The 19,324-nt window shown below is 54.3% G+C and carries 19 protein-coding genes; 6 read left to right on the top strand and 13 right to left on the bottom strand.

The annotated features are described in order from the left end of the window. Positions 1–38 precede the first annotated feature (38 nt). Positions 39–614 (bottom strand): helix-turn-helix domain-containing protein, encoded by a 576-nt coding sequence (locus tag C813_RS34400; protein ID WP_017456874.1) that lies wholly within the window; start codon positions 612–614, stop codon positions 39–41. A gap of 37 nt (positions 615–651) precedes the next feature. Here C813_RS34400 and C813_RS34395 point away from each other — a divergent pair, with 37 nt between their 5' ends. Both C813_RS34395 and C813_RS34390 read left to right on the top strand, forming a co-directional pair. Next, the gene (locus C813_RS34395; RefSeq protein WP_017456873.1) at positions 652–1,170 is read left to right on the top strand and encodes a GNAT family N-acetyltransferase; all 519 of its coding nucleotides are present in this window, start codon (positions 652–654) and stop codon (positions 1,168–1,170) included. After that, positions 1,167–1,616, top strand: coding sequence for a DMT family transporter (locus tag C813_RS34390; protein ID WP_017456872.1), 450 nt, complete (start codon positions 1,167–1,169; stop codon positions 1,614–1,616). Before C813_RS34395 ends, C813_RS34390 begins: the two co-directional genes overlap by 4 nt. Here C813_RS34390 and C813_RS34385 read toward each other — a convergent pair whose 3' ends face one another. Together C813_RS34385 and C813_RS34380 are read right to left on the bottom strand one after the other, a co-directional pair. After that, positions 1,617–1,850, bottom strand: coding sequence for a YdcY family protein (locus tag C813_RS34385; RefSeq protein ID WP_017456871.1), 234 nt, complete (start codon positions 1,848–1,850; stop codon positions 1,617–1,619). A 10-nt stretch (positions 1,851–1,860) separates the two neighbouring features. Then, positions 1,861–3,459 carry an ABC transporter substrate-binding protein gene (locus C813_RS34380; protein ID WP_017456870.1) on the bottom strand — a complete coding sequence of 533 codons (1,599 nt, stop codon included), beginning with the start codon at positions 3,457–3,459 and terminating at the stop codon, positions 1,861–1,863. Between the two features lie 280 nt (positions 3,460–3,739). Here C813_RS34380 and C813_RS34375 point away from each other — a divergent pair, with 280 nt between their 5' ends. From C813_RS34375 to C813_RS34365, 3 genes are read left to right on the top strand one after another with little or no spacing between them, the layout of a single operon-like run. Then, on the top strand, positions 3,740–5,101 hold the full coding sequence (locus C813_RS34375) for an SrfA family protein (protein WP_017456869.1): 1,362 nt from the start codon (positions 3,740–3,742) through the stop codon (positions 5,099–5,101). A gap of 4 nt (positions 5,102–5,105) precedes the next feature. Further along, entirely contained in the window at positions 5,106–8,087 is a 2,982-nt protein-coding gene (locus tag C813_RS34370; RefSeq protein WP_017456868.1) for a virulence factor SrfB, read from the top strand. Beyond that, positions 8,084–10,258, top strand: coding sequence for a virulence factor SrfC family protein (locus C813_RS34365; protein WP_017456867.1), 2,175 nt, complete (start codon positions 8,084–8,086; stop codon positions 10,256–10,258). The genes C813_RS34370 and C813_RS34365 overlap by 4 nt, the downstream gene beginning before the upstream one ends. Before the next feature lie 36 nt (positions 10,259–10,294). Here C813_RS34365 and C813_RS34360 read toward each other — a convergent pair whose 3' ends face one another. From C813_RS34360 to C813_RS34335, 5 genes are all read right to left on the bottom strand, one after another. Then, positions 10,295–11,056, bottom strand: coding sequence for an alpha/beta fold hydrolase (locus C813_RS34360; protein ID WP_017456866.1), 762 nt, complete (start codon positions 11,054–11,056; stop codon positions 10,295–10,297). Between the two features lie 65 nt (positions 11,057–11,121). Next, positions 11,122–11,295, bottom strand: a complete 174-nt coding sequence (locus C813_RS34355; protein WP_017456865.1) for a GhoT/OrtT family toxin — start codon at positions 11,293–11,295, stop codon at positions 11,122–11,124. Positions 11,296–11,391: 96 nt separating this feature from the next. Continuing rightward, the gene (locus tag C813_RS34350) at positions 11,392–11,565 is read right to left on the bottom strand and encodes a GhoT/OrtT family toxin (protein WP_065370610.1); all 174 of its coding nucleotides are present in this window, start codon (positions 11,563–11,565) and stop codon (positions 11,392–11,394) included. Positions 11,566–12,102: 537 nt separating this feature from the next. Continuing rightward, entirely contained in the window at positions 12,103–12,639 is a 537-nt protein-coding gene (gene cybB, locus C813_RS34340) for a cytochrome b561 (RefSeq protein WP_017456862.1), read from the bottom strand. Between the two features lie 30 nt (positions 12,640–12,669). Further along, a complete protein-coding gene (locus tag C813_RS34335) occupies positions 12,670–13,359 on the bottom strand; it encodes a VIT1/CCC1 transporter family protein (RefSeq protein WP_017456861.1) in 690 nt (229 codons plus the stop codon). A gap of 746 nt (positions 13,360–14,105) precedes the next feature. Here C813_RS34335 and C813_RS34330 point away from each other — a divergent pair. Continuing rightward, positions 14,106–14,561 (top strand): ECs1072 family phage-associated protein, encoded by a 456-nt coding sequence (locus C813_RS34330; protein WP_017456860.1) that lies wholly within the window; start codon positions 14,106–14,108, stop codon positions 14,559–14,561. A gap of 56 nt (positions 14,562–14,617) precedes the next feature. Here C813_RS34330 and C813_RS34325 read toward each other — a convergent pair whose 3' ends face one another. The 5 genes from C813_RS34325 to C813_RS34305 all read right to left on the bottom strand — a co-directional run bounded on the left by C813_RS34325 (position 14,618) and on the right by C813_RS34305 (position 19,315). After that, entirely contained in the window at positions 14,618–14,905 is a 288-nt protein-coding gene (locus C813_RS34325) for a hypothetical protein (protein ID WP_238593052.1), read from the bottom strand. A 213-nt stretch (positions 14,906–15,118) separates the two neighbouring features. Continuing rightward, positions 15,119–16,543 (bottom strand): aminobutyraldehyde dehydrogenase, encoded by a 1,425-nt coding sequence (gene patD / locus C813_RS34320; protein WP_017456858.1) that lies wholly within the window; start codon positions 16,541–16,543, stop codon positions 15,119–15,121. 25 nt (positions 16,544–16,568) lie between these two features. Further along, positions 16,569–17,375 carry an ABC transporter permease gene (locus C813_RS34315; protein WP_017456857.1) on the bottom strand — a complete coding sequence of 269 codons (807 nt, stop codon included), beginning with the start codon at positions 17,373–17,375 and terminating at the stop codon, positions 16,569–16,571. Then, positions 17,365–18,294 (bottom strand): ABC transporter permease, encoded by a 930-nt coding sequence (locus C813_RS34310; RefSeq protein ID WP_407656248.1) that lies wholly within the window; start codon positions 18,292–18,294, stop codon positions 17,365–17,367. Before C813_RS34310 ends, C813_RS34315 begins: the two co-directional genes overlap by 11 nt. A gap of 7 nt (positions 18,295–18,301) precedes the next feature. Further along, on the bottom strand, positions 18,302–19,315 hold the full coding sequence (locus C813_RS34305; protein ID WP_017456855.1) for an ABC transporter ATP-binding protein: 1,014 nt from the start codon (positions 19,313–19,315) through the stop codon (positions 18,302–18,304). Between the last annotated feature and the right edge of the window lie 9 nt (positions 19,316–19,324).

Below are 19,324 nucleotides of genomic sequence, written 5' to 3'. Positions count from 1 at the left end.
ATTGATACTAGTCCCTGACGGCCAGGAGCGCGTTTACATTACGAGCTGGAAGGATTTAGCCGCACCACCAGATAACGGCAAGGCGTGTCACTTTCATTAATAAAGCGGCAATCATTGGGCGGGCCGAGCTCCAGACAATCTCCGGCGCGCATCTCATGGCGTGTGTCGCCTTCAACGAACACCAGTTCCCCCTCCTGCAACCAGATAAGCTGGCGCGCCAGCGCATAGGCGGATGCAGGCATGGGAATATCGCTCCCGGCAGGCAGCTCGATTTGCACCAGGTCGATAGGCAAATCACTGCGCGGCGAAACGTGACGGCGCAGATAGTGACTTTGCGGATCGCGCCAGACGGGCTGATCGGCGTGGCGCAGCAATTTACCTTCCTGCATTTCCGCGCGCGCAATCAGCGTTGACATACTGATACCAAACGCGCCGGAAAGCCGCGCCAGCAGCGCCGCCGTCGGGCTACTTTCGCCGCGTTCAATTTTGTGGATCATCGCCCGCGACACCCCGGCACGCTCCGCCAGTTCGCTCAGCGACCAGCCGCGTGATTCACGTTCAACGCGAATTCGCGCACTGATCCGTTGATTTATATTGTCTGAGATAGTATTCATAACGTAATACTATAGTGTACAAATTTGAGGTTCAACCATGAATATTCGTTACGCCGGGAAAGACGATTGCGCGGCCATCGCCGCCATTTACAACCATGCAGTGGTTAATACCGCAGCCATCTGGAATGACCAGACGGTCGATATCGACAACCGTATCGCCTGGTTTGAAGCTCGCGCCGCGCTCGGCTATCCGGTGCTGGTCAGCGAAGAAAATGGTGCAGTTACTGGTTATGCCTCGTTTGGCGACTGGCGCGCTTTTGACGGTTTTCGCCACACGGTTGAGCACTCGGTTTATGTCCATCCGGAGCATCAAGGCAAAGGCATCGGCCTGGCACTGATGGAACACTTAATCGACGAAGCCAAACGCATCGGCAAACATGTGATGGTCGCGGGTATCGAAGCGCAAAATCACGGCTCGATTCATTTGCACAGCAAACTTGGGTTTGTGATCACCGGGCAAATGCCGCAGGTCGGCACGAAGTTTGGCCGCTGGCTGGATCTGACGTTTATGCAACTGCAACTTGATGACCGTACCGAACCGGACGCCATTTCATGAATCAGTCGCTCACCCTCACCTTTTTGATTGCCGCCGGTATTGGCCTGGTGGTGCAAAACACCTTAATGGTGCGCATTACCCAGTCGGCGTCAACCATTCTTATCGCCATGCTGCTGAATTCGCTGGTCGGCATTGTGCTGTTTGTCTCTATTTTGCTGATCAAACACGGTGTGGCCGGATTTCAGGAGTTGTACACCAGTGTGAAATGGTGGACGCTTATTCCCGGTCTGCTGGGGTCGTTTTTTGTCTTTGCCAGTATCAGCGGCTATCAGTATGTCGGTGCGGCAACAACTATTGCGGTGCTGGTCGCAAGCCAGCTTATCGGCGGGCTGGTGATGGATGTGGTAAGAAGCCAGGGCGTGGCGCTGAAAGCGCTGATTGGTCCGGTGTGCGGCGCGGTGTTGCTGGTAATTGGCGCCTGGCTTGTCGCCAGACGCCAGTTTTAATTACAGGATCTCGCCACCTTTGGTGAGCTGCTCGCGTCGCGCTTCCATATCTTCCTTGTGCTGCCGACCATGGTGCGCAATTGCCTGACGCAGGCGCTGTTGCTGGGTGTAGCGTTCGTCCCGGCTCAGCGCCGCATCATCGCTAAGCTCAACCAGCAACGTATTCATCCCGATAATAACGCCTTGTTCGATAGCCGCATCAACGCGGGCGATAACCTCATCCAGATGTGACATAGCCTCTCCTTTAATTCAGCTTCGCTTTCGAAAAATCGCTGCCCATCAGGCTGACGGTATAACCGCTGACGTTACTGCGGGTGGCGTAAAACGTTTTGCCGTTAGCCAACGCGATCCACGGCGCCTGCTGGTAGAAAATCTCCTGTGCCTGACCGTACAGTTTGGCGCGGACGGCAGGATCCGCCGTCAGCTTCGCTTTCTGCACCAGGGCATCATATCCCTTATCGCACCAGCGGGCGGCGTTAGATCCGGTTTTGATGCTGTTGCAACCGAGCAGCACATCGGCAAAGTTGTCCGGGTCGCCGTTATCCGACATCCAGCCGAACAGTGCGGTATCGTGTTCGCCTTTACGCATACCAGCCAGATATTCACCCCATTCATAGGAGACGATCTTCGCCTTCACGCCGACTTTTGCCCAGTCTGCCTGGATCATCTCGGCGATGCGCCGCGAGTTCGGGTTATACGGACGCTGCACCGGCATTGACCACAGTGTGGCTTCAAAGCCCTTTTCCAGCCCGGCCTGCTTGAGCAGCGCTTTGGCTTTCTCAGGATCGTAGCTGTAATCCTTCAGGTCTTTATTAAACCCGAGCATGTTCGGCGGCAGCGGTGATTTTGCCACCGTACCTGAACCGAGGAACACCGCATTGACGATTGCCTGTTTGTCGGTCGCATAGTTCAGCGCCTGACGCACCAGCACATTATCAAACGGCTTTTTCTCGGTGTTAAACGCGAGGTAGCCCACATTCAGCGCATCAATGGTATGCAGCGTTAAGTCTTTGTTGTTTTTGATCTGATCAAACTGCACCGGTGCCGGGGCGGGAATTATCTGGCATTCATTGGTTTGCAGTTTCGCCAGACGGGTTTGCACATCCGGGGTAATAGAGAAGATGAGATGTTTGGTAGGCACTTCACCATCCCAATAATTTGGGTTGGCAATGTAGCGGATTTGCGCGTCCGTTTTGTACTGCTGCAAGGCGTACGGACCGGTGCCGATTGGCCAGTTATCGACGTTTTCAGGTGTGCCTTTTTTCAGCATCGCATCCGCGTATTCCGCAGAGAGAATGGAAGCAAAATCCATCCCCCAGTCGGCAAGAAATGCGGCATTCGGCTCATTCAGTACAAACTGAACATGGTTATCATCGATTTTTTTCACTTCTTTGATCAGCTTATCAAGGCCGACATCGGTGAAGTATTCGTAATTACCTTGCGAAACATTATGATAAGGATGTTTCGGATCCATCTGGCGCATCACAGAGAACACAACGTCATCGGCGTTAAAGTCGCGCGTCGGTTTGAAATATTTATTGCTGTTGAATTTTACGCCCTGGCGCAGCGTGAAGGTCCAGGTCTTTCCGTCTTCAGAGACTTTCCAGTCGGTCGCCAGCGACGGTACCGGTGTGTTTTTCACCGGGTCAAAGGTGACCAGGCGGTTATAAAGCACCTGCGAGCTGGCAACAAATGTCGGCCCGGAGCTGGCAATTTGCGGGTTGAAGGATTCCGGTGACGCTTCGGAGCAGTAGATGATTGTATCGTTGGACGCCGCCCATGCGGCACTTGCCGGTAACAGTGTGCTCAGCGCAAGGGCGAGCAGCGTTTTTCCCGTGGACATTATCAGGAGCCTTCTTTTTTTATATGGAGCATTAATCTCAGCACAGCAGATGGGAACTGGCAAATAATGATTCCGCATCAGGTTATTCTAAAGCATTTGTTTTTGATGAAATATCCACCATTATTAATGAATAAATTTGTGTTAAATAAATTTCGTGCCGTCAAGCGGGTTCGGCGCGCTCAATGCGTCGAGAATTCAATGGTTTTGCGCTTTCCTCTGCCTTTTACTGGTAAGAAGTTTGCGTATAGTAGACGCGTGAAGAAGTCTATGGGATGAAAACGTGGCAAAAACTCTCTTGCGTAGCGGCGATTTGGATGATTTCCAGGCCGTTGGCGGCGGCGGTCAGGCCGTATTTGATTCGGCATTGCAAATTCGTGAAGCACTGCGTCTGCGTAAGCAGCAGGCGCTGGTAGATTGTCTGGCAATACCCCAGGTCAATGATGAAGGCGATCGGGTCGACTGGTACTCACCCATCGATGGTCGCGCCCAGGCATGGAAAGCGGCGGAACCCGAGGCGCGCGCCCGTGCGCTGCGTTACCTTGAAAGCACGCTGGACAGCGCCGCCGCGCTAAGTCGCAAATGCATGCAATCACCCAAAACCGCACAGCAACTGTTTGGCTCGCTGCTGGAAAAAGCGCTGCAATTCCCCGGCGAAAACCATGTTTTCCTCGTTGATGGCAAACCGGTCATCACCTTCTGGGGCTTTGTCAATCTCAATGAAAGCGCCCGCGAAAATGTGCTTGAGTGTCTGCAAGAGCCGGAGCCAGAAATCCCAGAAATTATTATCGAACCGGAGCCAGAGCCGGAAGAAGAGCCTGCCGTCGAGGTGACCTTCAGCCAGGCGGATGCACCGCTACTCACGCCGCAAGCGGAAATCAAACCGCAGCCCGTGACCGCACCGCCCGTGCAGGAAGCCGCACCCGTGGTTGCACCTGAACCCGCTCCTCAGCCTGAACCTGTGCCCGTGGTGAAAAAACGCCGCCGCTACGGTCTGTGGGCCTTACCGGTTGCTGCGGCTGTTGCGGCGGCAATTGCCGTGCCGCTGGTGCTCAATCAGCAACAACAAGAACCTGCGCCTGCACCTGCCGTAACCAAAGCAGAGCCGGTCGCAATTGCGCCGCCGCCGATGCAAGCAGAGCCGCTTCCTGAGCTGGCGGTGAAACTGCCGCTGCATCAGGCTGAAATTGTGGCGCCTGCCGCCAAAGCACCGGAAGTCAAACCGGAAGAGAAAGGACCGGTTGTTATCGCCGCCATCCCGAAAGATGTGCTGGTGATGGACGCGTTAGAGGTGAAAATCGGTTCCACCAAATTCCTTAACGGTAACTGGCGTGTGGCGATGGATGTGAAAGATCCGGTCACCGGCAAAGCTCCTGCCGTGCGCTACCAGATCCAGAACAACAAAGGGACGGCGCGTATTGTGATGGGTAAAAATGTAACCTGTCGCGCCGATCTATTCTCCGGACTGCATGAAACCGGCGAACTGCTGATTAAGAGCCGCAGCAACGCACGTTGCAGCGACGGGACGCGTTACCCGATGCCGGACATTTCCTGTAAAGCGAGCAGCAACGACGTCGCGGAATGCAGCGCGCGTTTTGACGCCCACACCACCGTTCCGGTGACGTTCAGAAAAACAGGTGACTGAGTTTATGCTGGTTAATCTTTGCGACTACAAACAGAGCGTGACGCTGATTGCCAATAGCGGCGTGCAGTTTCTTGATTTTGGCCTGACACCACAGGATTCTGCCAGCAGCGGTCGATTTGTGCGTAAAACCGCCAACGGCCCGCTGCTGCGTCTTGATTTCGATCTGGTCAACGAACGTTATACGCTGCCAAACCGCGACGGCGGTCAGCCGGAAGTGGTAAAACCCGAAAGCACGCATTCGCTGCAATATTCGTTGTCGATCCTCGATGGCGTCTGGCTGCCGATCCCTTTCCTGCGCTTTAACCCGCCCCGCACTTTCGTTGAGGGTCCGGATAACTGGGCTCGCGTGCAGATCCGCAAGCTCAGCGAACCGGACAGCGCCGGAAACACTCACCGCGTGGCGCTGGCACTCGACAGCCAGATTAACGGTAACTCGCCTGCCGCACTGGCACCGCTGGAAAACGATATTCTCAATGGCACGCGATTCTCGCTGGCCTGGCGTGACGATGAAGTGGCGGATTTCCTCGATCAGACCTGGGTCGATGGCTGGCTGCGCGAAGCATTTTTGCAATTCATTACGCAACATGAAACCCGCAGCGAGCGCGAAATTAATCAGGCATTGCGCGGTTTTGAATACCAGGCGCACTGGCTGAATCTGATGAGCCTGCTCGGCATGCAATTGCAGGTGCCGGAAGTCAAAATCGTTACGCACACGCTGAGCACTCCGGCGATCCCGGTCGATCTGATTCTGGATGTCGGCAACACCCACACCTGCGGCGTGATCATTGAAGATCACGGCGATGCCAATGATGGGTTGCGCCAGACAGCAGAATTGCAGGTGCGCTCGCTCAGTGAACCTCAGTTCCTGAATGAACCACTGTTTACCAGCCGTCTTGAGTTTTCTGAAGCGCGTTTCGGTAAACAGCACTTCTCTGTTGAGAGCGGTCGCGAAGATGCCTTTATTTGGCCATCGATCGTGCGCGTGGGCGATGAAGCCCGCAAGCTGGCAACGCAGCGCCTTGGCACCGAAGGCAACAGCGGCATCTCCAGCCCACGCCGCTATCTGTGGGACGAAACACCGGTATTGCAGGACTGGCGCTTTAGCCAGATGAACAGCAAAACCCAGCGCGAACCGCTGGCGACCGCCTTCCCGCTCATGAACCTGATGAATGACGAAGGCCAGCCGCTGTATAGCCTGCCGCTGGATGAGCGTTTACCGGTCTTCTCCCCGCAGTACAGCCGCAGCACGCTGATGACTCACATGCTGTGCGAATTGTTGTCGCAGGCGCTCGGGCAGATCAACAGTGTCGCCACGCGTCTGCGTTTGGGCTTTCCGGCCTCTCCGCGCCAGTTGCGCACCATTATTCTTACCCTGCCCTCGGCGATGCCGAAGCAGGAGCGTGAAATTTTCCGTCGCCGTATGTTTGAGGCCATTGCGCTGGTGTGGAAAGCGATGGGCTGGCATCCGCAGGATGAAGACTTCGCTAACCGCAAGCAGCAGGAAAAAAGCGTCGTACCTGTGCCGCACATTCAGATGGAGTGGGACGAAGCCAGCTGTGGTCAACTGGTGTGGCTGTACAACGAAGCGATTTCCCGTTTTTCCGGGCAAACTGAAACGTTTTTCGCCTCGCTTGCCCGCCCGGATCGCGAAGAAGCACCGGGCGCGGTAAAAGGCCGTTCACTGCGCGTGGCCTCCGTTGATATCGGCGGCGGCACGACAGATATGGCGATCACCCATTATCAACTGGATGATGGCACCGGCAGTAACGTCAAAATCACCCCGCAACTGCTGTTCCGCGAAGGGTTTAAAGTCGCCGGCGATGACATTTTGCTGGATGTGATTCAGCGATGTGTGCTGCCAGCGTTACAAACGCAGATGCAGAAAGCGGGCATTACCGATGCCGCAGCGATCATGGCGACGTTGTTTGGCGATTCCGGGCGTATTGATACCCAGGCCGTGCTGCGTCAGCAGACGACGCTGCAATTGTTTATGCCAATTGGTCACGCCATTCTTGCCGCGTGGGAAGAGAGTGACATTAACGATCCGCTTGCCGGGTTGCATGCCACCTTCGGCGAACTGCTCACGCAACTGCCGACGCGCAATGTCATGAACTATTTGAAACAAGCGATCGATCATGCGTTGCCGTCCGGTTCGGCAGAGTTCGATGTGTTGGCTGTTCCGTTGCAGGTTAATTTCCGTGAGTTGCAGGATGCGATGCTGGCCGGGCAATTTACCCTGACCGCCCCGCTGCATGCGGTTTGCGAAGCCATCAGTCACTACTGCTGCGATGTGCTGCTGATTACCGGCCGTCCTGGCTGCTTACCCGGCGTGCAGGCGCTGATTCGCCACCTGCAACCTGTGCCGGTTAACCGAATGATCTGGCTTGATAAATACCGCGTACATGAGTGGTATCCGTTCAGCCAGCAGGGTAAGATCGGCAACCCGAAATCCACAGCCGCCGTGGGCGCGATGTTGTGCAGCCTGGCGCTTGATTTGCGTCTGCCGCGTTTTAACTTTAAAGCGGCGGACATCGGTGCCTATTCCACCGTGCGCTACCTCGGTGTGCTGGATAACGTCGTCAATACCTTGCGCGATGAGAATATCTGGTATCACGATATCGATCTTGATAAACCCGGTGCGAAACTGGACGCGCGTTTACACTTCCCGCTGCGCGGCAATGTGACGCTCGGTTTCCGCCAGCTCGCGAACGCCCGCTGGCCTGCTACGCCGCTCTACACGTTGAGTATCAACTCGCAGGAACTGGCGAAAACCATCGCCGGCGACGGCGTGTTGAATGTCCGTTTGCAGTTCAGCGGCGGCAATAAACAGCATGGGCCGGAATCGTTCACCTTAAGTGAGGCCTGGCTCCAGGATGGTACGCCGGTCGCCGCAGACGCGTTAACTTTTAAACTGAATACGCTGGCCGATCGCCGCCATAGCGGCAGCCATTACTGGATCGACAGCGGGAGTGTGTATCTGAAATGAGTGCGAGCGTAAAAACCACCCAGGCACTGGCGACATGGATCAACGACAATCGCCAGCACGCACCTTTACTGGATGATGATGCCGACGCGCTGCTGTCGCGTCTGACGACTGCCGCAGCCGAGGAAAGCGCGCTGCGTGAAGCGGTCGACGCGCCCTGCACCGTTGGGTTGTATGGTCACTCACAAGCGGCTAAAGCGCATCTGCTGACAGCGCTGTGCGGCAGCGGTAACGGACGGCTTAATGTGCGTCCCGGCGAAAAAACACTGGATTACTTCACTCATATCAATCCCGGCCATGCCCTGACCAGCATGGCGCTGCGCTTTAGTCAGCATCTCGCGCCGATGGATGAGGGTTTCCCGCTGTGCCTGCGCATTATCAGTGAAGCCGATCTGGTGCAGATTTTTATTGCGCATGCCATTCAGCAGCCGGAATTGCGCGCCGTTGATAAATCGGTGATGGAAGACCGCGTCGCGAAATGGCGCTCACTGCGCCAACCGAATGCGGTGCCGGGGATCACGGCGGAAGATATTGGCGCAATTGCCCGCTTCTGGCGCGCGGCGGTGCCGTCATCGCAGCAGCAGATGGACGATGCGCTGTGGTATCAGTTTGCTTGCCTGTTGCCTTCCCTGGATCTCAGCGCCCGCGCCAGCGCCTGGTCGCTGTTATGGGGCGAGCAGCAGGAGCTCACGCAGCAGTGGTTGTCGCTGGCACACACCCTTCACCAGACCGGGAACGCGCAGGAACTGGCGGCACCGCTGAGTATTATGGTGGATACCTTTGCCCTGCCAACCGACGGTTTCTTAACACCATCGGAACCCGGTAGCGGTGAGATCCATGACGAAGTGGTAGTGCATCCGTGGTCAAATGAGCAGTTGCACAACGCGGTCAGTATTCCGCTGGCAACCCTTGCGCTGATTACGCGCGAACTGGTTTTGCCGGTGGAAAACGCGGTGTTAACGGCCGTGGATATTCTCGATATTCCGGCACCGGGTCCACAAGATGGCCAGCCGTTGTGGCGTAGCAAATGCCGCTGGCTGCTGGAAAGCTACCGCCAGCGCCTGCAACCGGATGTGCTGATGATTTGTAATGCGACGCTGGAACGTTCAGCCACCGCGACCACTGCGCGCGCATTATTAAACTGGGTCAAAGAGACGCAATCCGGTCAGGAAACGGCGCTGCCAGGGCTGGTGTGGGCGATTACACCGCAGGATGCGCGCTTTACGCTGGCGCAGAATCTGGACGAAGCCGTTCAGCAGCTTATTGGTAAACCGGGTCAGCACTGGGGAACGTTGCAGGCGCTGGATGCCAGCAGTTTGCAGCGTCTGCTTGAATGGCTGGTGCAGGCGACAGCGCCTGGCCTGCGTCAGCAGCGTTTGAAAGCGCTGACTGAGCGTCATCAGCGTGCCCTTCGCGATCTGCTGCAACCCTGGCTTGCCACCGCAGTAAAAGACGCGGTGGCGCAACGCGCGAGCGCGGAGTCCGTGGTGCGCGAACTGCAAGGCCAGGCTTCACGCCACGGTGAATTGCTGGAAGGTTTACAGCCGGATATGCAGCAGTTCGATACGCTGTGGAAAGTTCAGCAGCCGCGCGAAGAGAAAGTCAGCGGCTTGTTTAATGAATCAATCGATCTGTTTGCTGAATCCGCAGAAAGCAGCGAACCGCAGGCAGTGTCGAAAGATATCGGTCAACAGGCGCATGCTTTGTGGGTCAACCACGTACGCCAGTGGAGCCGCAACGATGATAACGCCGCGCGTTTGGGGCTCAGTCCTGCCGCGCTGCGCCAGATGGCGGAGATTGTTATCGTCAGCAGCTACCGGCTGAATTTACCTGATCAGTTGCAAAAAATTATGCAGCGCGATACCGCCTGCGCCGCGCAACTGTACGCCGCGATTGGTAACTTTGTCGCCTGGCTGGGATACGCGGAGATCGCGCAGGCGGATCGCCCGGAAAGCCGGGTAAACAAAGGCAGCACCATTTTTTCCAGCGGCACGGATGGCGCCACCCAGACGCGGTTAACCCGTCTGAGCGAGCAGCCAGTACACGCCGCCACCCGCTATGTTTATGACTGGCTGGTAGCGTTGTACCACCGGGCTATCGAAAACATTGGTTACAGCCATCCGCTGGATATCAGCCCGGCGGCGCGTAAAAAACTCAAATCCCTGCTTCCCTGAAAATCACCCGGCCATGCAAATGAGCCGGGTTCCTTTTTACTCATGCTCTGCAATAAATGCCGCTAACGTCTGCGCCAGCAAGGCTGGCTGTTCGTCAGACATGGAATGACCGGCACGCGGAATAATGCGCAGCTCAATCCCTTGTCGCAGCACACTGTCGGCATCGTTGTCCGGTAGTGACAGCTCGCCAAAAATCAGCGTCTTGGGGCGCGGAAACCGGGCAAATAACGACATCCACGACGGCTCTATACCATCAACCAGGCTTTTCGCGCCGCGCCACACCGCCCAGGACGCGCTGCTTTGCAGGCTTCCGGCCCAGGCGGTTTTTTCCTGCGCCAGCATTGCCGCGTAGCCGCAGGTGACAAAATCGGCCTCATCCAGGGCCGCGATAATGCGGCTAAACGCCCCGCCACCGGCGTGGAAATTAGGTTCAGATACCGCCAGCGCATTGACACGCTGCGGGATACGCGAAGCGACTTCAATCGCGATACTGCCGCCCATACTGTGGCCGTATAACCAGAAGGCATCGAGCCCAAGATGATCCAGCAGTTCAATCACCACTTGCGCCTGATCGCTGGTGCGATAAGAGAAGCTCGCCGGACGTTCACTGTAACCGTAGCCTGGCAAATCGATAAGAATGGCGCACCTGCCAGCAAACGCCGGATCGGCGACGATACGCGGGTATTCGTACGAAGACGCGCAGCCCAGGCCATGAATAAAAACGACCGGGTCGCCTTTGCCTGGTAACGCGTGCCAGCGCACCTGCCCCTGCGCGTGGAGTGAATAGAGACTGTCCATAACTGCCCTCTCTGCTACAATACTGGTTTTATATACAGTATCACAGCATTATGGCAAGGACACGACTAAAAGAGAGAAAAAAGTAATGCGACGGGAAAACTGATGGGCCAGGTCGCGCCGACTAACAAAGCGCTGAGCAGGCGGATTTTGCGGCTATCTTTGGCGAGAAACCAGGTTGCCACGGCGCATAACACCGCCATGACAACGTAGAAAATAAGCAGTTTGGTGTAAAGTTCCAACGTCTGTCTCCTGTCCTTAGGTAAAACATCCGCCTAACATGTTGCACTAATTTTCAAGGCGTTATCGCTTTCGCCGTCACGCTTTGCTGGCAAAATTTAGAATATGGAAAATAACAGCGCAACCGGGAAGCTCATGGGCCATGTCGACCCCACTAAAAACGCGCTCAGCAGGCGAATACGTTTACTGTCGTGAGAAAGAAACCAGGTAATCAGCGCGCAAATCAGCGCCATAACAAAGTAGAAAACCAACATTTTTTGGTATAACGACATAACAAACATTAACCCAGAAATAACAAAACGAACGCAATATGCTCTTTTTATTGATATATATCAAGTCGATTAAGGATTACCACGAAAGATGTAGCCGCCAGCTTTGATTTAACCTGCTGATAGAGCGAAAAATTCCTCTTGCCTTAGACCTGCTGATACGATTCACACCGCTGTGCCACAACCGGGTTGTAAACAGAGCAGAATGATGATTTATCAGTGAAAGAACGTTTCGGGACAAAGCAGGCTGGCAATATCTGGCGACATGCCGTTATGAAGAAAAAAGGTAAGCATGGTCAATCTTGCCCGTATTAAGGCGATTGGCACTGCTAAATTGTTGCGGAGAAAAATAGACAAGACCGACTCAACGCTGCTGATAAGATTCAGCAAGGTTGCCGTACAGAGAACTGGCGACATGACGCCGCCAGTTAAGGATATGTCAGCCTCTGCTCCATCCTGGATAGGTGCTCAACAGCAGAGTGAGTTTTGCGTGTTACCAGCGTTCCGCTCTGTTCAAATTATAAATTTCGTGACACCTGCTTAATCCTGAAATTTCCCCGGCATCATTCTTTTTAACGTGTTATCCCGCCAGATATAGTGATGCATCAGGGCTGCCGCTGCATGTATACCAACGATGAAATAACCGGTGTTAGCCAGTAACTCATGAATTTCCTTCAGATTGTGTTGTAAAAAAGTATTTTGAACCGCTGCTACTGGCATATTAATAAACAGGAAAACCCACTCTTTTTGCCCAAAATAGAGCGAAACTACGCCAAGAAGAGGAAGTACGATAAAAAGCGCATATAAAATAAAATGTACAACGGTAGCGCTGAGTTTCTGCCATTGCGGCAACGGTGGAACTACCGGTGGTTCCGGCGTGAGAAACCTGAATATCATTCTGACCAGCATCAGAATAAATACAGTAACGCCACAAGTGTAATGAGTAATAGCCATCCAGTAACGTCCTGCAGACTCTTTAGGGAAAATACCCTTAAATTCCATCGCTGCGTACGTTATCGCAATCAGCAGTAAAACCAGCCAGTGTAGCGCTATCTGACTACCCGAATATTTTTTCATTTTTAACTTTCCTGAGAATTAAACGATCTTCTAAGCCAGTACATGGCCGGCGAGTGTGCCGGCGCCCATCGAGACAGCCATTGCCATGGCACTCCAGAACGTGATTCTGAGTATCGCTTTCAGAGGTGGCGCTTTGCCCACAATCGATGAGATATAGCCAAGGAGAGTGAGTGAACATAGTGTTGAAAGGATGACGAAGGGAAAAACCAGTGTTGCGGGCGCTAACCATGCAACAATCAACGGCAACACTGCACCCGCAGAAAAACTCAGCGCTGAGAAAATAGCCGCCTGCAGAGGCTGTGCTGAATTCGTTTCCGTCAGTCCCAACTCCTCACGGGCATGTGCGTCCAGCGCATCCTTTGCCATAAGTTGCTGTGCGACCTGGTGAGCAAGAAGAGGCTCAAGCCCCCGCTGAATGTACAACGAAGTAAGCTCCAGCACTTCGCCCTCGTAATCGTCAACCAGTTCCTTTTTCTCTTGCGCGAGAGCCGCGTTTTCTGTATCCGTCTGGGAGGAAACGGAGACATATTCTCCTGTTGCCATCGACATTGCGCCCGCGACAAGCCCGGCGATCCCCGCCAACAAAATACCTGATGATGGGGTACCCGCCGAGGCAATGCCGAGGACGAGACTCGCTGTAGACACGATACCGTCATTTGCCCCCAGCACTGCCGCCCTTAACCATCCCACTGCTCCGATACTGTGTCGTTCCAGGTGCATTGTCCGGTTTTCCTTTTAATCAATAATTGATAATTCAAACATTACTAATATTAAAAAAGCTGCGTTACTCGATAATTTATTCTTTCAGCCTTAACGTCACATTAAGACCGCATGAGTATAATCTCAAATCTACTTTTTATTTCACGGCGCATCGATATGCGTAATGATAATGGGTGTCAGTAACGTTCAGCATTGACCTGAAAAATCACCTGCCGTGGGCTTCAAATTTATTTGATCGTTTATGTAGATGCTTACTGGAATATTTGCGCATCACAGGAGGTTGATTGCAGATAGTATTCATTCTCTTTCTGCTTTGGTCGCTGATGTTTTCGTGTTGCCTGACAATAACAAAATGGAAAAAAGTCTGACAGCACTCACCATTATCGGCACGGGCGGTATAAGAGAGATGCTGCAATGCTTTTAAACGATGTTTATTGCATCTAAGCACCCAGTAAATAGCGGCATCTGACAACACGGGTTGAGCTGCATATTGTCGCTTTATAGCTGACGCTGACGTTATTAATAATAAAAGACGGTTAATCCGGGCTGCCCTGAGTGTCCTGTTCCCTTCTTGCTGCAAAAGCATTGCGTTGCATCAGCGTGATACCTTAACAGCAATGAAACGACATATCTTTCAATTTACCTTAAGGATTAACTTATGCGTTATTACGGCCGTTAAATAACGCCGGGAAGTTTGGCGAGCTGGGATCATCTCTGATATTGTCTACCGGCAAGGCAGACATCAGATGAAACAAGGTAAGGTTATGCAGAAATATGACGACCTGTGGCAAGCCATAGAAGTTCGGGTGCGTGAAAACAATGACATAACGCACGTCGATATGACCACTGATACCGCCCGGGGCAATGCGGCCCGGCAGCGCATCGCGCAGATATTCGTCCTTGAAGTGTTGCTCTCTCGCCACCGGGAAAAGTACGCCAGCAGTTTCGTTCCGCTTGCCGGTGAAGAGGCGCTTTATCATTTAATATTCAAACGCACCGGCTGGAAACCCTTTGAAGTAAAACAACTCTCGTTTATTGATGCCATGTTCGTGCTGGCGGAGTTATTCCGCGAGGAAACGCTGCCAGCGGAAGTGCGCGCCGTTCTGCGTTCGCAGGGCGTAAAAGATGAGCCCTTCTCGACATATGATTTTTCAGAGAAAGATTGGGCACCGCGCGAAAATGAGGTGTTCCTGAAAAGGTAAGCCTGCAAATTAATTGCATTGTTAAATAAATAAGGGCTCAGATGAGCCCTTATTTTTTAATTCCGCATGGAGAGTGCTGTTTCATTACCCGAGGGACTTTCAACGCGGGCAAAATAAAACTCTTCCCCTTCGCAATAGTAGGTTTCGATTGGCATCCGGGCGCTTGCCGCCCCGCCATCGAGCCCCGTTATCGCCCATTGTACGGAGGTTTCGCCATCTTCAACGGTCAAAAATTCAGACGCGCCCCCTGGTACGAGCACGACTACGATTTTACTCATTACTCTATTTTCCTTGCCTGATTTTTTTAAAAGCCAGACATTCTCACCCAAGGCAATGACTGCCATTTTTCGCGTTGATGACATTCATATGACAACCAATAGGGCAATGTCTGTGTGCGGTCTTATTTAAATGTTTTTATTTCGCCACTCCGCTGATGGCTGGCTATTATTAAACCAGTTTTTCATTAATAACAACACACTTAATTTGCTATGCGATTTACCTCATGTTTCATAAGGAAATAAATGCGATAAACGCCGTCCGTGGCGTTTATTAGCGGATTAATGTTTGATCATCACATGACGTACGACGGTGTAATCTTCCAGGCCGTAGAGCGACATATCTTTGCCGTAGCCTGAGAGTTTCTGTCCGCCGTGCGGCATTTCGCTCACTAACATAAAATGCGTATTTACCCAGGTGCAGCCATATTGCAGACGCGCACTCAGGCGATGCGCGCGCCCCACATCTTTGGTCCACACCGATGACGCCAGCCCATATTGCGAATCATTGGCCCAGCCCAGCACCTGCTCCTCATCATCAAACACCGTGACGCTCACCACCGGGCCAAACACTTCCCGCTGTACAATGGCATCCTCCTGTTTTGCCCCTGCCAGCAGCGTTGGCGGATAATAATAGCCAGTGCCTTCATGTCTTTTACCGCCGGTCACCACGCGAATATGGCTGAGCGCTTTGGCCTCATCGACCGCCTTGCTAACTCGCGCCAGATGCGCTGCGGAACTGAGCGGCCCAAGTTCGGTGGATTCATCGTCCGGCGCACCCATTTTCAGGCTGGCCACCGCCGCACCCAGTTTTTCCACCAGCGCGTCATAAATGTCTTTTTGCGCGTAGATACGACATGCGGCGGTGCAATCCTGCCCGGCATTGTAAAAACCGAAAGTGCGCACCCCTTCCACCACCGCATCGAGATCCGCATCATCAAACACGATCACCGGCGCTTTGCCGCCGAGTTCCATGTGGGTGCGCTTAATCGACGAGGCGGTATGGCCAATAATGTGTTCACCTGTAGCAATCGAGCCTGTCAGGGAAACCATGCGCACTTTTTCATGACCAGTCAGCGGATCGCCGACGGTGCTGCCGCGCCCGAACAACACATTCAGCACACCTGCCGGGAAGATATCTTTCGCCAGTTCCGCCAGTTTTAACGCGGTGAGAGGCGTAATTTCCGACGGCTTGATCACCACGCAGTTGCCCGCCGCCAGCGCCGGGCCGAGCTTCCAGGCCGCCATCATCAGCGGGTAGTTCCATGGCGCAATAGAGGCAACGACGCCCAGCGGATCGCGGCGGATCATTGAAGTATGCCCTTCCAGGTATTCACCTGCCGCCAGCCCATTCAGGCAACGCGCTGCGCCAGCGAAGAAGCGGAACACATCCACTACCGCCGGAATTTCGTCATTCAGTACGCAATGAAAGGGTTTACCGCAGTTCAGTGACTCCAGCCGGGCGAAGGTTTCCGCATTATCTTCAATCATCTGTGCCAGTTGCAGCAGGCACTCGGCGCGTGCCTTCGGTGTAGTTTGTCCCCAACTGGCAAACGCGCGATCGGCAGCCTGCACGGCGGCGTCGACTTGCGCGGCAGACGCTTCGGCGATCTCCAGCAACACGTCACCGGTAGCCGGGTTATAAACAGGCTGCTTCTCGCCTTCGCCGTTAACCAGTACTCCATTGATAAATAGTTGATGTTGCATAGTTCTGTCCTTTCAGCGTGGTCAGTTATTTGCCGGTTCCGGCAATCGTGTCGGTATCACGGGTCAGCCACCAGGCCCCCAGAATCGGAATCATCGTTACCAGCATCACCAGTAACGCCACAACGTTGGTGACGGGCACATCGCGCGGACGCCCCAACTGGTTGAGCAACCACAGCGGCAGCGTACGCTCATGACCTGCGGTAAAGGTGGTGACAATGATTTCGTCAAATGACAACGCAAACGCCAGCATGCCACCCGCCAGGAGCGCCGAACCCAGGTTGGGTAACACCACATAACGGAAGGTTTGCCAGCCGTTCGCGCCCAAATCCATCGATGCTTCGACCAGGCTCCAGGAGGTTCGCCGAAACCTGGCAATCACGTTGTTAAACACCACCACCACGCAGAACGTGGCATGCCCCACGACAATGGTGAAAAAGCCCGGCTCCAGATTGACCGTTTTAAACGCGGTCAACAGCGCAAGCCCGGTGATAATTCCCGGTAAGGCAATCGGCAACAGCAGCAGTAAGGAAATGGCGTTTTTACCGAAAAACTCGCTGCGCCATAAGGCCATTGCAGCAAGTGTGCCAAGAACCAGTGCAATGACCGTCGCCAGCGCCGCGATTTGTAATGACAGTGTCACCGCATCAAGAATATCTCCCCTCGCCGCCGCCACGCTAAACCAGCGCAGCGTAAAGCCCTGCGGCGGAAAGCTGAATGCGGCGTCCTCGGTATTGAAAGCATAGATGGCGATGATCAAAAGCGGAAAGTGCAAAAAAATGACGCCGCCCCACGTGGCGACTTTGAGCAAAAACGGTGCGCGTTCAGAGTGCATCAAACGCTCCCAGGCGTTTTACAAACGCCAGATAAAGGGCGATCAACACCATCGGCACAAGCGTAAACGCGGCGGCCATCGGCATGTTACCAATTGCTCCTTGCTGCGAATAAACCATATTGCCAATGAAATAACCCGGCGGCCCGACGAGCTGCGGCACGATAAAATCCCCGAGCGTCAGCGAAAAGGTAAATATTGAACCCGCCGCCACGCCCGGTATTGCCAGCGGTAACACCACATAACGAAAGGTCTGACGCGGATGCGCGCCTAGATCGGCTGAGGCTTGCAGCAGCGATGGCGGTAAGCGCTCGAGCGCCGCCTGAATCGGCAAAATCATAAACGGCAGCCAGATATAGACGAACACCAGAAACCGCCCCAGCCCGGAAGTGGAAAGCGTATTACCGCCCACGGCGGGCAACGTCAAAAACGCAGCGAGTAGCGGCTCCAGCCCCAGATGGCTTAAAAACCACTGCGCAACACCATCTCTCGCCAGCAGCAACGTCCAGGCGTAGGCTTTAACGATGTAGCTCGCCCACATCGGTAGCATCACCGCGATATAAAAGAACGCTTTCCATTTGCCCTGTGCATAACGGGCCATATACCACGCCATCGGAAAAGCGAGAATGGCGCTCGCCACCGTCACACACATCGCCATTATCAGTGTACGAAGAATGATGTCGTAATTAGCCGGGTTAAACAGCGCCAGCAGGTTGGCGAATGTCAAATCCGGGGCAACCGACATGGTGAAATCATCGAAGGTGTAAAACCCCTGCCACAACAACGTGAGCAGTGAACCTAAATAGACAATGCCAAACCACATCAGCGGGCCGAGCAGCAGCAAAAGCAGCCCGTACACCGGTTTGCGCCAGAAGACAGCGCTAAGATTGACGCGGCGTGGCGAACGTTGCGCAATGCTCATGACCATCTCACCCCGCTCCCTGTAACGGCACCATCGCCTCGCGCGACCAGGAAACCCGCACCGATTGGCCCGGTGCCAGCGTTTCCGGCAGTAACGCATCGGAGAGGTTCGCCTGGCTGACCAGCAACTTTTCCCCCTGCGCCAGCGCCAGTTCAAAACGGGTCGATGCGCCCTGATATTGCACCGTTTGCACCACCGCGCTGGCTTCGATTTCCCCCGGCGTATTCAGGCGAATATGTTCCGGTCGCAGCGAGTAAACCCCGTTCATGCCGCAGAGTTTTTCCGCAAGCGCCGCATCAAACACATTAGACGTGCCGACAAACCCGGCGACAAACGGCGTGCGCGGACGCAGGTAAAGTTCGCGCGGCGTATCGATTTGCTCAATACGGCCATTATTGAACACCGCCACGCGGTCGGACATCGACAAGGCTTCGCCCTGATCGTGGGTGACAAAAATAAAGGTGATGCCGAGATCCTGTTGCAGCTTTTTCAGCTCCAGCTGCATCTGTTCGCGCAGCTTTAGATCCAGTGCGCCCAGGGGTTCATCGAGTAATAACACTCTGGGTTCATTTACCAGAGCGCGGGCGATGGCAACGCGTTGCCGCTGACCGCCGGAAAGTTGCGAGGGTTTACGCGCGTGCACAAAACCGAGCGCCACTTTCTCCAGCGCCTCACGAGCGCGGGCATGGCGCTGTTTTTTGTCCACGCCTTTCACCATCAACCCGTAGGCGACGTTATCGAGAACGGACATGTGCGGAAACAGCGCGTAATCCTGAAAGACGGTATTCACGTCCCGCTCCCAGGGCGGCAGCTCGCTGGCTTCGCGGCCAAAAATACGAATGGCACCGCCGCTGAGCTGCTCAAACCCGGCAATCAGCCGCAGGCAGGTGGTTTTGCCGGAGCCGGACGGCCCCAGCATGGAGAAAAACTCCCCGTCGTTGACGGCGAACGTTACGCCGTCAACCGCCCGGACATCACCATAGACTCTGGCGACATCCAGGAATTCTACCGCATAGGTCATAGCGCACTC

Source organism: Kosakonia sacchari SP1 (genome assembly GCF_000300455.3).
Classification (GTDB): Bacteria; Pseudomonadota; Gammaproteobacteria; order Enterobacterales; family Enterobacteriaceae; genus Kosakonia; species Kosakonia sacchari.
The sequence above is the reverse complement of the archived record's forward strand: the minus strand, read 5'-3'. Positions and strand labels throughout refer to the sequence as shown.